The organism is Brevibacillus laterosporus LMG 15441 (assembly GCF_000219535.2).
GTDB classification, from domain to species: Bacteria; Bacillota; Bacilli; order Brevibacillales; family Brevibacillaceae; genus Brevibacillus_B; species Brevibacillus_B halotolerans.
Genome location: NZ_CP007806.1, coordinates 3,112,503 through 3,130,902, shown reverse-complemented (window position 1 = coordinate 3,130,902; position 18,400 = coordinate 3,112,503). Strand labels below are relative to the sequence as shown.

Sequence of the window (18,400 nt, the reverse complement as noted above, 5' to 3'; positions counted from 1 at the left end):
TAAGAAAAATAATTATAAGATGAATCAGTAGCGTAAGAAATGGCTTGTATGTTATCAATTTATGGTTCTAGTTTTCCCTTTTTTTGCTTATTTAAGGGTAAGGGTACCTCTCTTTTGGATGGTCGTCGTTTTTTTCTGCACATGCATGGTAGCGCTTGGCTTTGTTTACTCTATAAAGAAGAAGGAGGAAAGCAATGAAGGGAAAAAACAGTCTTACGCTACGCTGTGTGCTTACAGTGGTGCTTCTCATGCAGTTGGTATTCACACCTGTCACCGCATTGGCAAGCAAAATGGAAGCAAGCATGGTTGGCCGTCAGATAGATTCGTTGCTTGAAAAGCTTTCGCATGAGGATGTAAGCAAAGGGATGTATGCAGGAATCTCTGTATACAATCTGAATAAGGAAGCCTTCCTATATCAGCATGAGGCAGATAAGAATTTTATTCCAGCATCTAATATGAAACTGTTTATTGCGGCTGCTGCTTTGGAGGAATTAGGTGCTGATTATCAGTTTAAAACCGAAATATATACTGACGGAAAAGTGGAACAAAACGGTGTACTTCAAGGAGATGTAATCATAAAAGGCTACGGTGATCCAACCTTACAAACAACAGATTTTCACCAAATAGCGTCTGAATTGAAACAAAAAGGGATCACAGGGATTCAAGGTAAGGTGTACGTGGATGAAAGTTATTTCGATGATATACGTCTGGGGCCAGCTTGGATGTGGGATGACGAGGTGTATGCGTATAGCGCACAAATCAGTGGATTATCCTTACATAAAAATAGCATGGAACTAGTGATTACGCCTGCAAAAGAGGTCGGTAAACCAGCTACTGTTAGCATAACACCCATAAATGAGTACGTAAAGGTTATTTCGTCTGTCACAACGACCGATAGCAGGGAGACCCAGATCACTGTTGAACGGACGATTGGACATAATCAACTAATCATGAAGGGCAGTATTGGTAGAGATGCCATTCCTTATAAAGAAAACGTTACCATGGAAGACCCTGCACTGTATGTCGGTGAAATGTTTCAGTCTATCCTACAGTCAGAAGGGATCTTATTGGTTGACAAGAAATCGGTTCAAAAAAAGAGCTTAGTCAAAGGAACACCACTAGTGACTCATTACTCTCGGCCTCTATCAGAAATCATACTGGAATTGAATAAAGATAGTGATAATTTTTATGCAGAGATGCTAACCAAGACACTGGGAGCTATAAAAAAAGGGAAAGGTAGCTGGCTTACCGGTACAGAGGCGATTGCTGAGGTGCTACGGGGAGCTAAATTTCCTGGAGCATATGTGCAGGTGGATGGATCAGGATTGTCGCGTCTTAATTTGATCACACCCAATCAAATGATTGCCCTCCTTCGCTATGTGCAAAAGAAGGAGTATCGAGAAGCATTTGAAGCGAGTTTACCTATTGCCGGCATCGATGGTACATTAAAAAGCCGTATGAGAGAGACCAAAGCAGCTCATACCCTAATAGCCAAAACAGGCTCAATGGGCGGAGTAAACAGCTTATCGGGGTATGTTACAGCTGCGAATGGCGATAAGCTAGCTTTCTCCATCATGATTAATGGAATTTATAAATCAAAGGTTGCAACTCAGCTGCAAGATTCGATTGGGACTGTGCTAGCCGAATATCCTATACTACCGGAACTCCCCGCTGAAGTATCAACGAATGCGACATATGAGTTAAGCGCCTTGCTTGACCCGTTGTGGGAAGATCCGGCCCTAGCCAATGTGCATGGCAGTATGATCGTTAGTTCCTTAGACCGAACAGGGTCAAAAGCCACATTGTATGAGCATCAGGCGGATCGTTTGTTAACACCAGGTACAATTAGTAAGGAGCTTACGAGTATAGGGGCTCTTTTGACCTTGGGTGAGAATTATTCTTTTAAAACAGAAGTATTCCTGTCAAAACCTGCTAATGCAAATGGTGTGGTAGAAGGAGATATCATTGTCAAAGGATACGGGGATCCAACCCTACGTGCAGATCATCAAAATGATGAGGAGCAAGGGCCTACATTAGAACAATTAGTTGGTTTTCTACTAGATAAAGGAATTACACAGGTCAATGGCAATATTCTGGTTGATCAGAGCTATTTTGACCATCAGTTAGTAGGTATGGGCTGGCCGTGGGATACGGAGAAGCAACTTGCAAAAATCAGCGCTCTTACAAGTGAAGCTGGAAAAGTAAAGCTTACCTATAAGCCTGGATTAAAAATTGGCGATCCAGTAATCTTTGATATGTGGCCAAAAACCAATTACGTTGTTATCTATCAAAAGGCGTCCACTGTCGGTAAAGGAGCACAGCAAACCTTTCAGTTGAAAAAAGAACGATCTAAAAATATTTTTCATTTTCTTGGAGAATTGCCAATGGGTACCAAGGAGCGAAAGGAGCTTGTTTCGGTAGAGGAACCGGCTCTTTATTCAGGAGTATTATTTCTACAGAAAATGAAGGATGCTGGTATCAAGATATCGCCTACTAGTGAAGTGCTTTTGGGACAAGTGACACGAGAGGCAATTAAGTTAGGTGAAGTACGATCCATGGTACTGCAAGATATCCTGACCCTGCAGAATAAAAATGATGATCACCTGATTGCAGAAATGGTCAATAAAGCGATAGGAGCAAGCAAAGCGGGCAAGGGAACGACTGAGGCAGGGGTAGCAGCTACACAGGAGATTCTAAAAGCCTGGGGGGTAAATACTAGCTACGACATTCTTGATGCTTCAGGTGTGACTCGCTATAATTTATTGTCAGCTCGGCAACTAAACGATGCATTACTTACATTAGCTGGACAAAAGGAATATCCATTATATTATAACTCCCTACCCATCGCTGGTGTGGATGGGACACTGAAAAACAGGTTAAAACGCACAGATGCTCAAGGTAATCTGCGGGCATTGAGTAGCCAATCACAGGGTGTGTCTAGCATAAGCGGCTATATTACTACGAAAAAGAATGAACGTCTAGCTGTAACGATTATTCTCAATGGACATATCCGTTCTCCAGAAAAAATGAGCAAATGGGAGGATAAAGTCTTTGAATTACTAGCTTCTTATCAAGAATAACGAAAGGGCAACGAAGAGTAGCCAAGCTCAGCAATAGAGCTTGGCTTTTCGGCACATGTAAAGTGTTTTTTTCCATTCATTCTTCACAAATGAAGCCACTTCATTTGTATTCATTTTCTTATACAGGCTTTTTCGCAGAAAACGTTCAAACATGTGGGGAAACGAAAGGTCAATATAAAGAAGCCCTAATTCATGAGACTGTAGTGGATTTTGCTGTTGATACGCCTGTAAAAAGGACTCAAAGCGTGAGGGACAAAAGGTTTTATGCTTGCGCATGATCATAAAGTGCATACGGGAAATATCCTTGGAAACAAAATCGTGTCGGATATCTTCCCAGTCGATGAGATAAGGAGTGTTTTTCTGAAACATGGTGTTTCGAGGATGATAATCGCCATGACATAGATAATGCTGTTCATCTGGGTACGATTTCCATTCGTGATAAAAAGAGTTAGCAAGTAGCTTTTGATAGGCCCATTCGGCACGTGAACTAAACCGTTTACAATAACGTATAATCCACTTGATTTTAGGAGAATCAGAACGTAGATGCTTCTTATACCACTGATCGATACGTCTTTTATCCGCTTGATACTCATTTTCCCAGTCTAAGGCCCCCATGGCTCTACAGTCAGCCGGGGGAGAAAATCCTAAGGAACGGTGATGAAACCGACCGATAAGTTTACCGAGCTTTAAAATGTTTTCCAAGGAGGAAACAGTAGGACTTTTTCCTTTAATCCACTCCTGTAAAATGTATCGTTTGTTTTCGAATGTGAAATATGGCTGTCCGTTTACTGTTAGATATTCACGGGGGATCAAAATTTTTTTTTCATGCAGATGCTGTTGAGCTGCACGGATGTAACGCATACGGCTCTCTTGCTCTTCCTTTCCTTTCAGAAGATAGATGCCTTGGTCGGTTATGATTTTACTTACATGCACTGTTGAAATTCTACTTAAATTTTTACTTGAACGTATTGTCAAGCCAAAATGCTTTTTAACCTGATTGGTAAGTAGCTTGTTCATGAGAATGCTCACATCCTCTATGTCATTATCTTTTTAGTCTATGACACACATGAAAAGTTGTGTACCTGTACCTACATGAATCTGCATAACCAAGCCTCAAAAATTAGGGTGTCAGATACTGGGAGCTAGGGTGTGCTTGTCTAAAGGAAAACAGGCTATTTTCTTGGTTTGACAACGGTATGTCCTCATCATACAATGATGCATATAAATGCAAAGCGGCCCACATTTACATGAAGAGCCGACTTCGGGAAGGAGATGTGGCTGATGAATCGTGCACTAGTTGTTATTGATTATACGGTTGACTTTGTGGCGGACGAGGGAGCATTAACATGCGGAGCACCTGGACAAGCTATTGAGAATCGCATACGTTCGTTAATAGAAGAATTTCTGCAAAACGGGGATGAGATTATCATGGCTGTTGATCTTCATGAGGAGAATGATCCTGACCATCCGGAGACAAAATTATATCCTCCTCATAATATTCGTGGAACACATGGCCGCGATCTTTATGGAGAGATTCAAACGATTTACGAACAAAATAAAGAACATATTTTCTGGATGGATAAAACAAGATACAGTTCTTTTGCAGGAACCGACTTGGATATTCGCCTGCGGGCAAAAGGCATTACGGAAGTGCATTTGACTGGTGTATGCACGGATATTTGTGTACTTCATACGGCAGTTGATGCCTATAACCGTGGATATCAAGTGGTTATTCATGAGGATGCCGTGCAAAGCTTTTCGGCTACAGGGCACCAATGGGCCTTGCAACACTTCAAGAATGCGATGGGTGCTACCGTCGTGTCAAAATAAAGGAGCTGCCAGCTGTGAACTATGAGAATTTGACGTTACATACGGACAAATATCAGATCAACATGATGTATGCTCATTGGAAAAATGGTACACACAATCAAATTCGTGTTTTTGAGGCTTATTTCCGAAAACTTCCTTTTGGAAATGGCTTTGCTGTGTTTGCCGGATTACAACGGGTTATTGAATATATTGACAATCTGCACTTTACGAAACAAGAGCTGGAGTATTTGGCTGAGCAGGAAGAAAATTATGAGCCTGCTTTCTTAGAGGAGCTAGCAAAATTGCGTTTTACAGGTCAGCTTCGTTGTATGGCTGAGGGAACTATCATTTTCCCAAATGAGCCATTGATACAGGTAGAAGCTCGTGTCTTTGAAGCACAATTAATTGAAACCGCCATTCTAAACTTTATCAACTACCAGATTTTAATCGCGACAAAAGCGGCACGTATTCGTTTAATCGCTCCAAATGAAACTTTGCTGGAGTTTGGAACAAGGCGAGCACAAGAAGCAGACGCCGCCGTATGGGGGGCACGCGCGGCCTATTTGGCGGGTTTTGATGCCACATCAAACATGCGGGCTGGTATGTTGTTTAAAATTCCTACAAAGGGTACGCACGCGCATTCGTGGGTGCAGGACCATGCTACAGAGGAGGAAGCGTTTGAGAAATTTGCAAAGGCTCTTCCGGAAAATGTGGTTTTGCTTGTTGATACATATGATACGTTAAAAAGCGGAGTACCGAACGCCATAAAGGTGGGAGAAAAGCTGCGCAAAGAAGGAAAGCAATTAAAAGGTATTCGGCTAGATAGTGGGGATATTGCTTATTTGTCGAGAAAAGCCCGCAAGATGCTAGACGATGCAGGTTTTCCGGAAGTTGCGATTATAGCATCCAACGATTTAGATGAGAATGTGATATTCAATCTAAAAATGCAAGGAGCTCAGATTGATACGTGGGGTGTGGGAACCAAGCTCATCACAGCGGAGGATAATCCTGCATTAGGTGGAGTATATAAGGTGGTAGCTAAGAAAGAAGAAGATCACTACATCCCGACGATTAAAATCTCAGGAAATCCAGAAAAAATTACGACCCCAGGGAACAAACGTGTATATCGAGTAATTAACAAGGATACGGGTAAGGCTGAAGGAGATTATATTGCAATGGCAGAAGAACAGGTCCATGGCCTGCCGCGTATTATGCTATTTGATCCAGTTCACGTTTACCTTCATAAATTCGTGGAGAACTACGAGGCAATCGAATTGTTGCAAACGATCTATGAAGATGGAGTCTTAGTGTATCAGTCTCCTACTCTTGAGGAGACTAAAGAATATCATAAACAACAGTATCAACTGTTCTGGGATGAATATCTGCGTAAATTAAATCCGGAGAGGTACCCAGTTGATTTAAGTCAATTAGTATGGGACACCAAAATGAATCTCATTTCGCAGCATAAACAAAAATAATGGAAATAGATAAGAGGGCGTTCGATTAACCGAGCGCCCTCTTCATTTGTTGAAGTGCATGGTGGTAACTGTTGGTGATGATTTTCTTACTGCTCATTATGGTCTGATTGGTCAGCCTTTTTAGGTTGGTAGGGAAGATCAATGGTAATCGTAGTCCCTTTACCTAATTTACTTTCTACTTGCATTTCACCACCATGATTGCTCACAAGGCGCATTGTAATAGGCAGGCCTAAACCAGTCCCGCCTTCTTTTACAGAGAAGAAAGGGTCCATCACACGAGATAGATATTCTTCAGGGATACCATTTCCGGTATCAATAATGCGAATGCGTACGCCTGATGTTGTTTCCGTGCAGACAACTTTTAGTTGTCCTCCCTGTGGCATTGCCTCCATGCTATTTTTCATTAAATTTAACAAGACTTGCTTCATTTGCTCCTGATCAACATAAAGCGAAATGGTTGGAGGACAAATAAATTTCATTTCAATTCCATGCAGAAGAGCTTCCCCCTTCGTTAAGGTAAAAATAGAGTTCAATAGCTCTAAGGCAGGAATTTCACGGTTTATAGGTGTTGAGGGTTTTGACAAAAGTAACATTTCCGTAACGATTTTGTTCACACGCTCTATCTCTTGCAGGACAAGTGATAGGTGATATTTTTTACGTTCTTCTTTTGTTAGCTTTTGTTGTAGCAATTGAATAAATCCATAGATTACTGTTAGAGGGTTACGAATTTCATGAGCGGCACCAGCAGCTAATTGTCCGACCAAGGCTAGTTTTTCGGATTGGTTAATATATTGTTGTACCTGTTCTTGTTCGGTAATGTCGGATAAAACAACCATCCACCCCATATTTCCTTGATCATTATCACGTAAAGGAACGTAGGAAACGAGACCAAGGAAAGGAGAGTTATTTTTATGTAATAGCTCCATTTTTTGATTCTCAAACCAAACGGAATTACAATCCATGCTTGGATCATCTTTTGATACCCAGACTTGCGGAGTCACTGTACGCGGATATGATTCTTCATCTAGCTGTACTAATTCTAAGGCCTTGCGGTTAATATAAACTTCACCAGTAACAAAATGGCGGGTAATGATCCCTACAGGCAAGGAATCAAGAATTTGCTCTCGAACATGCTTCTCTTGGGCCAAAATTTGATTTTGGCGTTCTCCTTGTTGAAAGAGGAGAGAAATATTACGTGACATCTTGTTACATTCTTGTGCTAGTTCATAAAATTCATCGCGTACACTGTACGTAATTTGCTGACCAAAAGTTCCATTCGAAACCTCACGCATCTGTCTTAGAAGCGAGCGAATCGGGCGCATTAGTTCTCTTCGGAAGTAGAGGGTACAAAATAAGCCGAACAAAATAGAGGCTACCGAAATGGTATATGTAATAATGAGTGAAAATTTTAGACGTTTGCTACTGTTTAGCACTTCTTCTGATGTTTTCGATTCAATCGTTCGTAAGGATAGACTGACGAACTTCTCTAGGTAAGCGATTTTAGGGTCAACCTCTGTTGTTAAGACGAAGGTAACAGCGTCTACGTTGTTGGCTTTCAGTAATGGATCAACTTTATTTAGGAAAATAAGATCTAATTCATGAATAAGGTCGATGATTTGGAAAAATTCCTTGTTTTCCTCATTTCGTTTCAACATTGTGAATGTATCTCGCATCTCAAAAACGGTATAATATTTTTCCAGATAGTTCGGTTCACGTGTTGATACATACATTTGTAAGGCAAACATTTTCGTATACAATTGATTTTTTAGTTCTAATAAAGCATTGGTTTGTGGAACAACCTTTTGCGTTAAATGAGATTCCTCAGAGGTTACCTTGGTGATCTGATAACTATTCAGAATTGCAACGGAGCCAATGAGAAGCATCATCACAAAGTAACTTAACATCATTTTCATCTGAAATCCCATGTTGCGAAAAGGGGACATTAATATCCCTCCTAAGCCATGATCAATGGGCATTGGCTCGTTTTAGATTTTCTATGGTACGATTCATTTCTAGTTGGACGGAAAGAGGAACCATCTTCCCATAAGGCCCCAAGCAATTTACATTCTCATTAAGCCCATACAATACGGTGCCACTTTCAAGTCTTTTTTGAAGATATTGTTCAATTAAGGTCGTATACACTTGCTCTACGTCTTGCACGAGGCTAGAAATTACATGGTTCGGCGCTAAGAAACGCTGGTCACTAATATATCCAATAGCAAGGACATTTTGTTTTTGCACCTCATTGATTACTTGTAAATTAATACTATCACCTGCAGAGTAAATCACATCAGCTTTATGCTCAGTCATCAAATTCCGAGCGGCTTTGACGGCGGCCTTTGTATCATTGTAATCTGGAATAAACCTGATTAAAGCTTTTGCGGAAGGGTCTGTTTCTTTCACTCCACGCTCTAATCCCTTCGCAAGAGGCCTATCATTAGGCATATCTGCAACGATAAAGCCTACAGTCTTCGTTTTGGACATCAGGGTAGCCAGCTTGCCAATAAGATAACCGGCTGGTTCCATATCAAATTGAATGACTGTTTGATTTGGATGACTGGCCGTTCCATTAAGAGTGACAAACCTTGTATGTGGATACATGGCAGCTACCTCTGTAAAGGGTTCAGAGAAAACGATTCCGTGACCCATGATTAAATCATATCCTGACTCTGCCAGATTGGATGCGACTGCCTTAATTTTATGTCTATCCACTTCCTGAACGATCTCTAGATCAAAATGATACTTGTCCTGTAGCTTATACATAGTCTGCAGGGCTGCACTATTCCAAGCTTGATCGAAAGTAGGACCCTCTAAAAGTAAAGCAATTTGATGTTCGGCTACATTTTTTCGTGTGAACCCTTGGATTTGTTTCATATTTAATAGAAACTGAAAGGTTAGGAGCAAAAGTAACCAGATTACCAAAGCTCCAATAATGTAGACGAAACCCTTGGATTGTTCGGTCACTTCATTTCCTCCCATAGGTGACATATACCATATTTGAACATTAGTTCCCATTTGCAAGATTCGACAAATAATAACAATTTCCTGCTTGGTTTAATCATACATATTAATAACATAAAATATGTTTTTTTGAAATAAGTAAATTTTATCCTCTGAAAGTATAAATTGTAATAAAAACGAGTGATAGGCTAAATGATACAAATATAGCAGGAAAATAGACATATTGAAATGAAATTTTGTAATGACAGTGAATTTTAAATGATCTGAGAAAAAAGCAGGAGTTTTTCTTTAAAAACCGAATCCAAATTAAATAAGGGGGAGATAACACAGCATGTTACAATCTAAGGATTTTCCGTATGAACGAATTGATATGTCCCAATTGAAAGAAGAATTTACTGAACAATTGAATAATTTTACGGAAATAAGTACGTATGAACAAGAAGAAGCAGCCATAGCTACTATACTTGCCTTACAGCGAAAATTCCTAACCGCATGGAGCATCGCTAGCAATCGTTTTTGCATAAACACGGAAGATGATTTTTATAAGAAAGAACAAGAATTTTACGATGAGCAGGTTCCTTATTTTGATGAGTGGAAGAACGAATACTATCGTGCAATTTTACATTCCCGCCACAGAGAGAAGCATGAGCAAAAGTGGGGGAAGGTTTATTTTACCTTGGCAGAAAAGCAAATGAGCACCTTCTCTCCAGATGTTCTTTATGATTTGCAGGAGGAGAATAAATATTGTAGCGAATATGTAAAATTGCTAGCCAGTGCTAAGGTTGAATTTGATGGCAAGGAACTATCCTTACCCGAACTAGGCCCATATCAGCAATCAACCGATCGGGATATTCGTAAAAAATCCATTGATGCAAAATATCAATATATGAAAGATCATGAAGCAGAACTAGACCACATATTTGACAAGCTTGTTAAAATCAGAACAACTATCGCACATAAGCTGGGCTTCCCATCCTTCGTGGAGCTAGGCTATGCTCGTATGCAACGAATAGACTATAACCAAGAGATGGTCAGCGTATTCCGTGAACAAGTGAAAAAGCAGATTGTACCAGCCGTGAACCGCCTTAAAGAACGTCAGCGACAACACATTGGAGTCTCGACGTTAACTTATTATGATGATCCTTTGTTGTTTCCTTCTGGAAATCCAGTCCCAAAAGGGGGGCCGGAATGGATCTTAGAAAACGGAAAAAGAATGTATAAGGAGCTATCTCCTGAGACGAACGAATTTTTCAAAATGATGGTAGATAGAGGCTTGCTTGATGTGTATAGCAGAAAAGGCAAGGCAACAGGTGGCTACTGTGACTATTTTCAGGAGCAAAAAGTCCCGTTTATTTTTGCCAACTTTAATGGAACTTCCCATGATGTTGTTGTACTAACACATGAGGTAGGTCATGCCTTCCAAGCATATTCTAGCAGGCACATCCCCATGCCAGAATGCATCTTTCCAACTAGTGAATCAGCCGAGATTCATTCCATGAGTATGGAATTTTTAACCTGGCCATGGATGTCTCTCTTTTTTAAAGAGGATGCCGAGAAATTTAAATATGAGCATGTACATGATAGTTTTTCCTCCATTCTATATATTTGCATGGTGGATGAATACCAGCATTATGTTTACGAAAACCACACAGCAAGCCCCGAGGATCGTAAACAAGCATGGAGGCAGCTAGAACGGGAGTACCGTCCTTACTACAACTTTGAAGAAAATGATTATTTAGAGCGTGGAAATTACTGGCATCAACAGCGCCATATTTTCAAGTATCCCTTTTATTATATTGATTATGGTCTTGCTCAAATTTGTGCCTTCCAGTTTTGGCAATTAGCAAATAAAGATCGAGACCAAGCATGGAAAAACTACTTGCGTATTTGCGAAGTAGGAGGCAGCAAAAGCTTTACGGAGATCGTCGAGCTGGCAGAGCTGCGCTCCCCATTTACAGCAGGCTGTCTAGATTCAGTGGTTAAGGACATTGTAGATTGGTTAGAACAAGCTGATTATGAAAAAATGTAAGAATGTAGCGGGGAATAAATAGAAAGATCGGGTGTACGCGACAAGCTAATACGTACGCCCGATCATCCGCATTTCACACATTCAGGATTTTAACCTCATAGTAATAAGCTTTGCTTGTAAGTAATCAATCAGATATTAGCTTTTAGGTGCTGCTAGTCTTTCTATCTCCTCACTCACCACGAAAGCAAGATCATCATTTTCATACATGGATAGCATAGCAAGCAGTGTATCATTTTCAATCGTGCCGGCTTCTTCCTTGGGAACGGTCAACTCCATGATTTGGTCAAGCAATGGATTTTGACCTTGCTTGGGATACGCTCTCTGATATAGCTCATGTGGATCAAGTCCATGATTGATGCACCATTGTGCAAAAACTAAAATCATCATATGTTCATCATGCTGATATTGTCGGATAATCTGTTCCTCAATTTCTTTACGGCTCATTTTCCTTCTCCTTTACATTACACTTCTACTTGGACAAGACGTCCATCAGGCAAACGAATGACATACTCTTTGCATACGAGTGCCGCTTTACAGCAAGGGCTTTTATCTTTTTTACGTGCTTTTTTTAAAATGTCTGCCTTTCTGCCGCACTCAGAGCAGTATGTCTGAAATCCTTCCAGCATTTTAACCGCAAATAAGGGAGCTCCTATACGTTTACATTCGGCTACGAACTCTGGTGTTCCATCCGCAAAGGGCTTGTTTTGCAAGCACAGATGGTAATGAGCCAGCTCATGCTTGAGCGTGGCGATGACATGCTGGGCGCCAAATTGATTGTATTGCCACAGGCTTTGTACAATTTTAATAGGCTTTTGATAGGTTCGCTCAAATATAAAGCTTCCTGCAGCATCCTTTACTGATTTATCCCATTCGATAGGAATCTTACAAGGGCGGCCAAAATAATGAAGGCTTAATTGATTGCCAATTTGATACAATTCCATGGAGGAAGAAGTATCAATTCTCCAAATAGCTCGCTCTTGAAAGCTACCAGAGAGTGATAACGTTTGTTGTTTTTCTTTTGTGAAACGTTTTATTTGCTGAATAAATTCATACACGTCCTGATAGGAGAGTTTCTCCAGCTCCAATTCACGTTTTGGGTCCACAACAAAAAGGTGGGCGTATAAATATTTTAACATGAGGGCAGTTGGTTTTTGTTTACTATTCATATCTCTATTGTAGCGAGAGAAAAACAAAGATGGCAAGAAAAAATCGCTAGATATAGAGACCAGGTATTTACAGTTCTTTGGATTACATTAGAAGACGTTTTCATGTAAAATGTTTAGAAGAAAAATGAATAATGTGATAAGTCTGTTGTTATTTATAAGTAAAATTATTACGTAGAAGGGAGAAAGTCTGTATGAGCAAGAAATACTTTAGTCTAGATGAAGCGAATCAATATATCCCGTTTCTAGAAAAAGAACTCCTCTTTTTACGAGATCAAAAGCGCGAAATTTCTGAGAAATATCACCGCTTGCAAATTGTCAAAAGTCATGTTGACCATATTGGGATTAATGACTTTGCCGATCATGAGGTTTTTGAATTAGAATGTCAGATAGAGTTTTTGCATATGGAATATTCCATGCATGCTGAAGCGATCGAAAGACATGGCATGAAGGTTAAAGAGATAGAGCTTGGGTTAGTGGATTTTCCGGCCATTCTAGATGGAGTAGAGGTATACCTCTGTTGGAAGCTAGGAGAGGGGAGTGTTAGCCACTATCATGGGATGGAAGAAGGCTTTCTCGGTAGAAGAAAAATCTCGTAGCTTCTACACATCTTCTTTTTCGCCTATGGCCAGAAGCATTTTTATAATACGAACGAACGAGGGATGAGCGGAGGTAAAATGCTTGTCCCTTTCTTTTATAGCTTTCGATTACGGTTCTTTTCATAGACACAAGACTAGAAATCCGTTTTTGCAGTTTAGAGAAAGCTGATTGCAAGAAAATGGATATACAGGGGCGAATGTAAGAGGAGGATGTTTTTTAGTAGACAATAAAGGATTGTAAAGCTGGAGAGGGAAAACAATGCAAACTGAGTTGGCCACGTTTTCATTTCTGATGAATCAAGTAAAAGACATTATCTTCTTGATAAAGGTAACGGCAGATCAGCAATTCGTAGTGTTACAGGTAAATGAAGCATTTTTAGAAGCTACTGGATATGAATATGATGAAGTTGTTGGAAAACCCATACAAGCCTCTTTCAAAGAAGAAGCAATGCTTTTTTCTGTGGATAAATGTTTTGAAGCCGTACAACAGCAATCTACGGTCGAATATGAAGAAAGTCTGAACGCTCCGCTTGGTACCTCTACTTACGAAATTGCCCTACATCCCATTCAGCATGCAAACTCAACTCAATTTGTAGTTGGGATTGTACGCAATATTACAGAACGTAAGCTTGTGGAAGAGAAGCAGTGTAAATCTGAGAAGCTATGGGTAGTTGGTCAGCTCTCAGCTGCCATTGCTCATGAATTACGTAATCCCTTAACTTCTTTAAAGGGTTTTCTTAAATTAATGGAGAAGCAAATGGAAAACAGAGATGAGAGGATACTGAAGTATCTGCAAATCATGGGAGGAGAATTTGAACGAATCGAGCAGATTGTTGATGGATTTATGCAGTTGTCTTTGCCTGAACCAATACAACGTAACTATCTATATCTTCCAAGTCTTGTAGAGGAAGCAATAGAGCTTTTTTATGAAGAAAATCAATCCCTGTTCCTAGAGATCCACATTGAGTTTCATTTCTATGGAGAAATACCCTTGATTAGCTGCGATCGCGATTTAATGAAGCGAGTTTTACTGCACTTGTTCATGAATGCAGCCGAGTCAATGCCTGGTGGGGGAGATATTTTTCTGACAGTGTATGTAAACGAGCTAGAGGTATGCATAGCAATCGTGGATGAAGGTATCGGGATTGAAGAAGAACGCTTGCATCGATTAGGAGAACCCTTTTATTCGACGAAGGAAAAAGGAACAGGACTGGGACTTACTATGTGTTATCAAGTAGTGAAACAGCATCAGGGAAGAATCATGATTCATAGTCAGGAAAATGAAGGGACGATTGTCACTGTTGCCCTCCCCATTCATCCTTTCTAAAAATCTTTTTGAAGACACAGTTATTTTTCGGTAGAAAACGGGGATAAAAGGCCTGATACGGCTCATACGTATAGAAAATGAGTTTGAACAATAATAATTTCATCAGACATCTAGGGGGAGTCGTACATGAATAAAGGATGTACATTACGAGTTGGAGATTGCGTTGGATTAATAGCGCCGGCAAGTCCAGTTGAGGGGTATCGGGTAGAGAAGGCGATATGCGAGGTAGAAGCTATGGGATTGCGTGTTAAGGTAGGGCCTAGTAGCTATCGTTCCTTTGGTGGATATTTAAGTGATACACCAGAAAATAGGGCTTGTGAGCTGGAAGCGATGTTTCGTGATCCTGAGGTGAGAGCGATTTGGTGTCTTCGAGGAGGCTATGGTACACCACAGCTTTTAGACTTATTGGATTACTCGATTATAGCAGAGAATCCGAAGCTATTTATTGGCTATAGTGATATTACAGCGTTGCATACGGCATTTATGCAGGAGGCTTGCTTAGCTACTCTGCATGGTCCCATGGCAGCAGTAGAACCGGTTAATGGCTTTGATCCCCTTTCCAAAGAGTATTTAGAACGGATATTGTTTTGTGCAGAGCCGTTGGGTGAAATCGTTAATCCACCTGGTATAGCTGCTCGTTGCCTTGTGCCAGGTACGGCTTCTGGCACTATAGTTGGCGGGAATCTTAGCCTAATTTGTACGACGCTAGGAACAGCATACGAGCTTGATACGACTGATAAAATATTATTTTTAGAAGATATAGATGAAGAGCCATATCAAGTGGATCGCATGTTAACTCAGTTAGCTTTAGCAGGTAAATTTTCCGATGCGAGCGCAATTATCTTAGGCTCCTGGGAGGCTTGTGCCGCAAAAGAGGGGAAAGAAAGCTTTACGGTCGAGGAGATTTTTGAAAGAATCATTGTTCCTTTTCAGAAACCTACGCTAGCTAATATGCAAATCGGTCACGATCCTACTAATCTCCCGCTGCCATTAGGCGTGAGAGGTACGGTTATCGCTCATGAAGGAATACTTTGTGTGGAGGAAAGTTTAACGATAGAATGAGGATTGTGATAATTTAGCTATGATATGTAAGAAGGATAGGGTATAATACGAAAGGCGTCTCTTTTGATGCCCGTCCAACTATCTCTTACATAACTGGAGGGACACGAACATGAGTGTACATATCGAAGCTAAAGAAGGCCAAATTGCAGAATCTATCTTATTACCAGGTGACCCGTTGCGTGCCAAATACATTGCTGAAACATTCTTGGAAAACCCAGAGTGCTTTAATAATGTTCGCGGTATGCTAGGATTTACAGGTACTTATAAAGGAAAACGCGTGTCTGTTATGGGAACTGGAATGGGTGTACCATCTATTTCTATCTATGTTCATGAATTAATTAACTCTTATGGCGTGAAAAATTTGGTTCGCGTAGGCACATGCGGTGCGATCCAAAAAGATGTAAAGGTTAGAGATATTATCATTGCGATGTCTTCCTCTTCTGACTCTGCCGTTAACAAAGTACGTTTTAACAATATCGATTATGCACCAACAGCTAACTTTGACTTGTTGAAAAAAGCATATGACGTAGCTACTGAACGTAACATGCCGACTAGGGTTGGTAACGTATTTACAAGTGATTCGTTCTACAATGATGATACAGCTCGCTTGCCAAAATTGGCTGAATACGGCGTCCTAGCGGTTGAAATGGAAACAACTGCTCTGTACACAATCGCAGCTAAATTTGGTGCTCGCGCATTGTCTGTCCTTACAGTGAGTGATCATATTTTGACAGGTGAAGAAACAACAGCTATGGAGCGTCAAACCACCTTTAACCAAATGATTGAAGTTGCATTGGAAGCTATTATTGCAGAAGCGTAAGTAACTGCTTCTACTCGTCCTGCCTATGAATTAGGCGGGACAATTTTTTTATGGAAAAAGGTTTCAAACTTCATTAAAACGGTTACAAACAGGTTGTGGAGTTTAATTCAATAGGGAGATGGTCATTGTTGATAGCTCAATTATTAGAGCAAACCGAGCGTGCAGAGAAACAATTGGAACGTATTCGTCACAGGCTTTTAGGCATTCATCAACGATTGGATAGTACTGAAAACCGTTTGTCGAAGATTCGGAGTCAACTAGTAACCATCGACCGGCGTTTAACTAACATTCAAAAAGGCTGTAGTTAACTTATTCAAATTCCACAAAATGAAGCCTTATCTTCCAAAGAGATAGGGCTTTCTACTTTTATGGAGCGAATCAAGAAGCAAGTATGGGACGAGTCTTGAAGGATTGGCACATGTTCAGCAGGAGAAATACACATGATGAATGTGTTGGCTATGGGCTAGAATCGACAGTGGATCAGCTTTTGGTAAAAATACTAGAAATAAAATAGCCATGATCCGTTTAAGCTGCTTTAGATGGCTTTGGATTTTATAGGGACCTAGAAGTTGGGTCTTTTTTTGTGCAGGAAAAAGGCTCACGGCTTGTATGCTTGTACGGTTCCAAAGAAATGACCTTTAAATATATTACTAGTATATAGAAAACATTTGTAAATTTTTTATTGTCAGTATTATTTTGTTATAGAGAGGAGTTATAAAATGGGACTTTGTCGATTTTTTTGGAGATTTTTTGGTGGCAATCCTTATATTCCTCCTTTGAGAAATGCATGCAACAGGTTCCACAATGTAGATACGAATATTACAACGACAGCAGGTGAAATTGTTATTTTTGTAGTAGAAGTAGGAAGCGATTTTATAAGAGGGATTGATGCAAACAATCATATTGTGCTGGTACCCTATTCAGCAGTGTTAGCGGTTCGAGTAGCTGACTAACGAAAACAATGAAAAATATTCTCTTGTAAGAGAGGGGTACAGCCCATGTTTAGAAAAGAACTAGAAGAATATATAGGCTTTGAGGTACAGATTCATGTGCTACAGCGGATTATTTATGGTATCCTGCGAGAGGTGACGAATGCTACGGTAACGGTCAGGATACTAAATGGTCCTGATTATAGTGAGTACGTGGATGTAGAAGTACCTATGTTAAATATTTCTTACGTAACCATTCCCTAGCTCTTGAAACACATTCAACATCACATGCCTTTCGTATCAGAGCGATTGGTGCCATCGTATAGAAGCTGTTTTTATCTTGGCAGTATAAAAGATGCAGGGCAATATAAAGCTGGAAACACTCGCGCAGTTAGCGGGTGTTTTTTTAGATCGGAAAAATTTTGCCGAACCAATTTATCGAGGCGTGATTTAAAAATAACCTTGTCCATCATTTCAAAACACAAAAGTGAGCTTCGAAACCAAAAGCCACAACATGCAGGAAAGGTATTGTTTTGGATGTTTTTAAACAAAAATATCTGAAAAGTATAATATATATTGACTTTATAAATATTTTTATTTACAATGTCTGTAAGTCATCTGTTGGGATTTTTTTCAAAAAAATATAAATTTACCAAATAAAAAGGAGGATCGCGTATAATTTGCTCTTCTTAGTAACAAATGAAAGGGTAAATACATGAGGGAGGGAATGAGAATGAAGAACTGGGTCCAAGTAAGGATAGCAAGACCAACGGATAAATATGAAGAGGTTATCAGCTTTTATGAAACAGGTATAGGGCTAAAACGGATTGGGAGCTTTGAAAACCATGAAGGCTATGATGGAATCATGTTTGGCTTACCTGATGCAGAATATCATTTAGAATTTACCAGACATGTGAACGGAAGTCCTTGCCCAGCTCCAACCAAAGACAATCTGCTGGTATTTTACATGCCTGATATAAATGAAATTCAGAAAATTACCACTAGATTGCAGTCAATGGGCTATTACCCAGTTGAGCCAGAGAATCCTTATTGGAAAGAAAAAGGGACTACTATAGAAGATCCTGATGGATGGAGAATTGTATTCATGAATGCGGCGGAGTAAGAGATTTTAGTTAAAGACAT

Annotated in this window: 17 protein-coding genes; 12 read left to right on the top strand and 5 right to left on the bottom strand. The window is 40.1% G+C overall.

Translation table 11 applies throughout. The features are described 5' to 3' along the window. The first annotated feature begins 194 nt into the window (after positions 1-194). The gene (gene dacB, locus BRLA_RS13375) at positions 195-3,080 is read left to right on the top strand and encodes a D-alanyl-D-alanine carboxypeptidase/D-alanyl-D-alanine endopeptidase (protein WP_003336095.1); all 2,886 of its coding nucleotides are present in this window, start codon (positions 195-197) and stop codon (positions 3,078-3,080) included. 27 nt (positions 3,081-3,107) lie between these two features. On the opposite strand, the gene BRLA_RS13370 is transcribed toward dacB, so the two are convergent. After that, the gene (locus BRLA_RS13370) at positions 3,108-4,097 is read right to left on the bottom strand and encodes a phosphotransferase (RefSeq protein ID WP_003336096.1); all 990 of its coding nucleotides are present in this window, start codon (positions 4,095-4,097) and stop codon (positions 3,108-3,110) included. Positions 4,098-4,361: 264 nt separating this feature from the next. Here BRLA_RS13370 and BRLA_RS13365 point away from each other — a divergent pair, with 264 nt between their 5' ends. Together BRLA_RS13365 and BRLA_RS13360 are read left to right on the top strand one after the other, a co-directional pair. Beyond that, positions 4,362-4,910, top strand: coding sequence for a cysteine hydrolase family protein (locus BRLA_RS13365; protein WP_022586831.1), 549 nt, complete (start codon positions 4,362-4,364; stop codon positions 4,908-4,910). Between the two features lie 14 nt (positions 4,911-4,924). Next, a complete protein-coding gene (locus BRLA_RS13360; protein ID WP_022586832.1) occupies positions 4,925-6,367 on the top strand; it encodes a nicotinate phosphoribosyltransferase in 1,443 nt (480 codons plus the stop codon). 86 nt (positions 6,368-6,453) lie between these two features. On the opposite strand, the gene BRLA_RS13355 is transcribed toward BRLA_RS13360, so the two are convergent. After that, positions 6,454-8,310 carry an ATP-binding protein gene (locus BRLA_RS13355; protein WP_003336099.1) on the bottom strand — a complete coding sequence of 619 codons (1,857 nt, stop codon included), beginning with the start codon at positions 8,308-8,310 and terminating at the stop codon, positions 6,454-6,456. Positions 8,311-8,332: 22 nt separating this feature from the next. Next, positions 8,333-9,331 (bottom strand): BMP family ABC transporter substrate-binding protein, encoded by a 999-nt coding sequence (locus BRLA_RS13350; RefSeq protein ID WP_003336100.1) that lies wholly within the window; start codon positions 9,329-9,331, stop codon positions 8,333-8,335. Between the two features lie 328 nt (positions 9,332-9,659). Here BRLA_RS13350 and BRLA_RS13345 point away from each other — a divergent pair, with 328 nt between their 5' ends. After that, positions 9,660-11,357: a M3 family oligoendopeptidase gene (locus BRLA_RS13345; RefSeq protein WP_003336101.1), complete on the top strand. Its 1,698-nt coding sequence runs from the start codon at positions 9,660-9,662 to the stop codon at positions 11,355-11,357. A 135-nt stretch (positions 11,358-11,492) separates the two neighbouring features. Here BRLA_RS13345 and BRLA_RS13340 read toward each other — a convergent pair whose 3' ends face one another. Both BRLA_RS13340 and BRLA_RS13335 read right to left on the bottom strand, forming a co-directional pair. Further along, positions 11,493-11,801, bottom strand: a complete 309-nt coding sequence (locus tag BRLA_RS13340) for a hypothetical protein (RefSeq protein ID WP_003336102.1) — start codon at positions 11,799-11,801, stop codon at positions 11,493-11,495. Between the two features lie 17 nt (positions 11,802-11,818). Then, positions 11,819-12,523 (bottom strand): SprT-like domain-containing protein, encoded by a 705-nt coding sequence (locus BRLA_RS13335; protein ID WP_003336103.1) that lies wholly within the window; start codon positions 12,521-12,523, stop codon positions 11,819-11,821. Between the two features lie 191 nt (positions 12,524-12,714). Here BRLA_RS13335 and BRLA_RS13330 point away from each other — a divergent pair, with 191 nt between their 5' ends. The 8 genes from BRLA_RS13330 (at position 12,715) to BRLA_RS13295 (ending at position 18,380) form a co-directional block, all read left to right on the top strand. Next, positions 12,715-13,119: a DUF2203 domain-containing protein gene (locus BRLA_RS13330; protein ID WP_003336105.1), complete on the top strand. Its 405-nt coding sequence runs from the start codon at positions 12,715-12,717 to the stop codon at positions 13,117-13,119. A gap of 259 nt (positions 13,120-13,378) precedes the next feature. Next, complete coding sequence (locus BRLA_RS13325; RefSeq protein ID WP_003336106.1) at positions 13,379-14,446, top strand: ATP-binding protein; 1,068 nt, start codon at positions 13,379-13,381, stop codon at positions 14,444-14,446. Positions 14,447-14,572: 126 nt separating this feature from the next. Continuing rightward, positions 14,573-15,508 (top strand): S66 peptidase family protein, encoded by a 936-nt coding sequence (locus BRLA_RS13320; protein WP_003336107.1) that lies wholly within the window; start codon positions 14,573-14,575, stop codon positions 15,506-15,508. A 109-nt stretch (positions 15,509-15,617) separates the two neighbouring features. Next, entirely contained in the window at positions 15,618-16,328 is a 711-nt protein-coding gene (deoD, locus tag BRLA_RS13315) for a purine-nucleoside phosphorylase (protein WP_003336108.1), read from the top strand. A 128-nt stretch (positions 16,329-16,456) separates the two neighbouring features. Further along, positions 16,457-16,636, top strand: a complete 180-nt coding sequence (locus tag BRLA_RS13310) for a hypothetical protein (protein ID WP_099421465.1) — start codon at positions 16,457-16,459, stop codon at positions 16,634-16,636. Between the two features lie 411 nt (positions 16,637-17,047). Then, the gene (locus tag BRLA_RS13305) at positions 17,048-17,281 is read left to right on the top strand and encodes a hypothetical protein (protein ID WP_003336110.1); all 234 of its coding nucleotides are present in this window, start codon (positions 17,048-17,050) and stop codon (positions 17,279-17,281) included. A gap of 45 nt (positions 17,282-17,326) precedes the next feature. After that, the gene (locus BRLA_RS13300; protein ID WP_003336111.1) at positions 17,327-17,521 is read left to right on the top strand and encodes a hypothetical protein; all 195 of its coding nucleotides are present in this window, start codon (positions 17,327-17,329) and stop codon (positions 17,519-17,521) included. 469 nt (positions 17,522-17,990) lie between these two features. Beyond that, positions 17,991-18,380: a VOC family protein gene (locus BRLA_RS13295; protein ID WP_041752208.1), complete on the top strand. Its 390-nt coding sequence runs from the start codon at positions 17,991-17,993 to the stop codon at positions 18,378-18,380. Positions 18,381-18,400: the final 20 nt, after the last annotated feature.

Bases quoted from the DNA above. Each gene is read 5' to 3' on its own strand.
- dacB (WP_003336095.1), top strand. From the start codon at position 195: ATGAAGGGAAAAAACAGTCTTACGCTACGCTGTGTGCTTACAGTGGTG.
- BRLA_RS13345 (WP_003336101.1), top strand. From the start codon at position 9,660: ATGTTACAATCTAAGGATTTTCCGTATGAACGAATTGATATGTCCCAA.
- deoD (WP_003336108.1), top strand. From the start codon at position 15,618: ATGAGTGTACATATCGAAGCTAAAGAAGGCCAAATTGCAGAATCTATC.
- BRLA_RS13330 (WP_003336105.1), top strand. From the start codon at position 12,715: ATGAGCAAGAAATACTTTAGTCTAGATGAAGCGAATCAATATATCCCG.
- BRLA_RS13365 (WP_022586831.1), top strand. From the start codon at position 4,362: ATGAATCGTGCACTAGTTGTTATTGATTATACGGTTGACTTTGTGGCG.
- BRLA_RS13370 (WP_003336096.1), bottom strand. From the start codon at position 4,097: ATGAACAAGCTACTTACCAATCAGGTTAAAAAGCATTTTGGCTTGACA.
- BRLA_RS13295 (WP_041752208.1), top strand. From the start codon at position 17,991: ATGAAGAACTGGGTCCAAGTAAGGATAGCAAGACCAACGGATAAATAT.
- BRLA_RS13355 (WP_003336099.1), bottom strand. From the start codon at position 8,310: ATGTCCCCTTTTCGCAACATGGGATTTCAGATGAAAATGATGTTAAGT.
- BRLA_RS13320 (WP_003336107.1), top strand. From the start codon at position 14,573: ATGAATAAAGGATGTACATTACGAGTTGGAGATTGCGTTGGATTAATA.
- BRLA_RS13335 (WP_003336103.1), bottom strand. From the start codon at position 12,523: ATGAATAGTAAACAAAAACCAACTGCCCTCATGTTAAAATATTTATAC.
- BRLA_RS13325 (WP_003336106.1), top strand. From the start codon at position 13,379: ATGCAAACTGAGTTGGCCACGTTTTCATTTCTGATGAATCAAGTAAAA.
- BRLA_RS13300 (WP_003336111.1), top strand. From the start codon at position 17,327: ATGTTTAGAAAAGAACTAGAAGAATATATAGGCTTTGAGGTACAGATT.
- BRLA_RS13340 (WP_003336102.1), bottom strand. From the start codon at position 11,801: ATGAGCCGTAAAGAAATTGAGGAACAGATTATCCGACAATATCAGCAT.
- BRLA_RS13305 (WP_003336110.1), top strand. From the start codon at position 17,048: ATGGGACTTTGTCGATTTTTTTGGAGATTTTTTGGTGGCAATCCTTAT.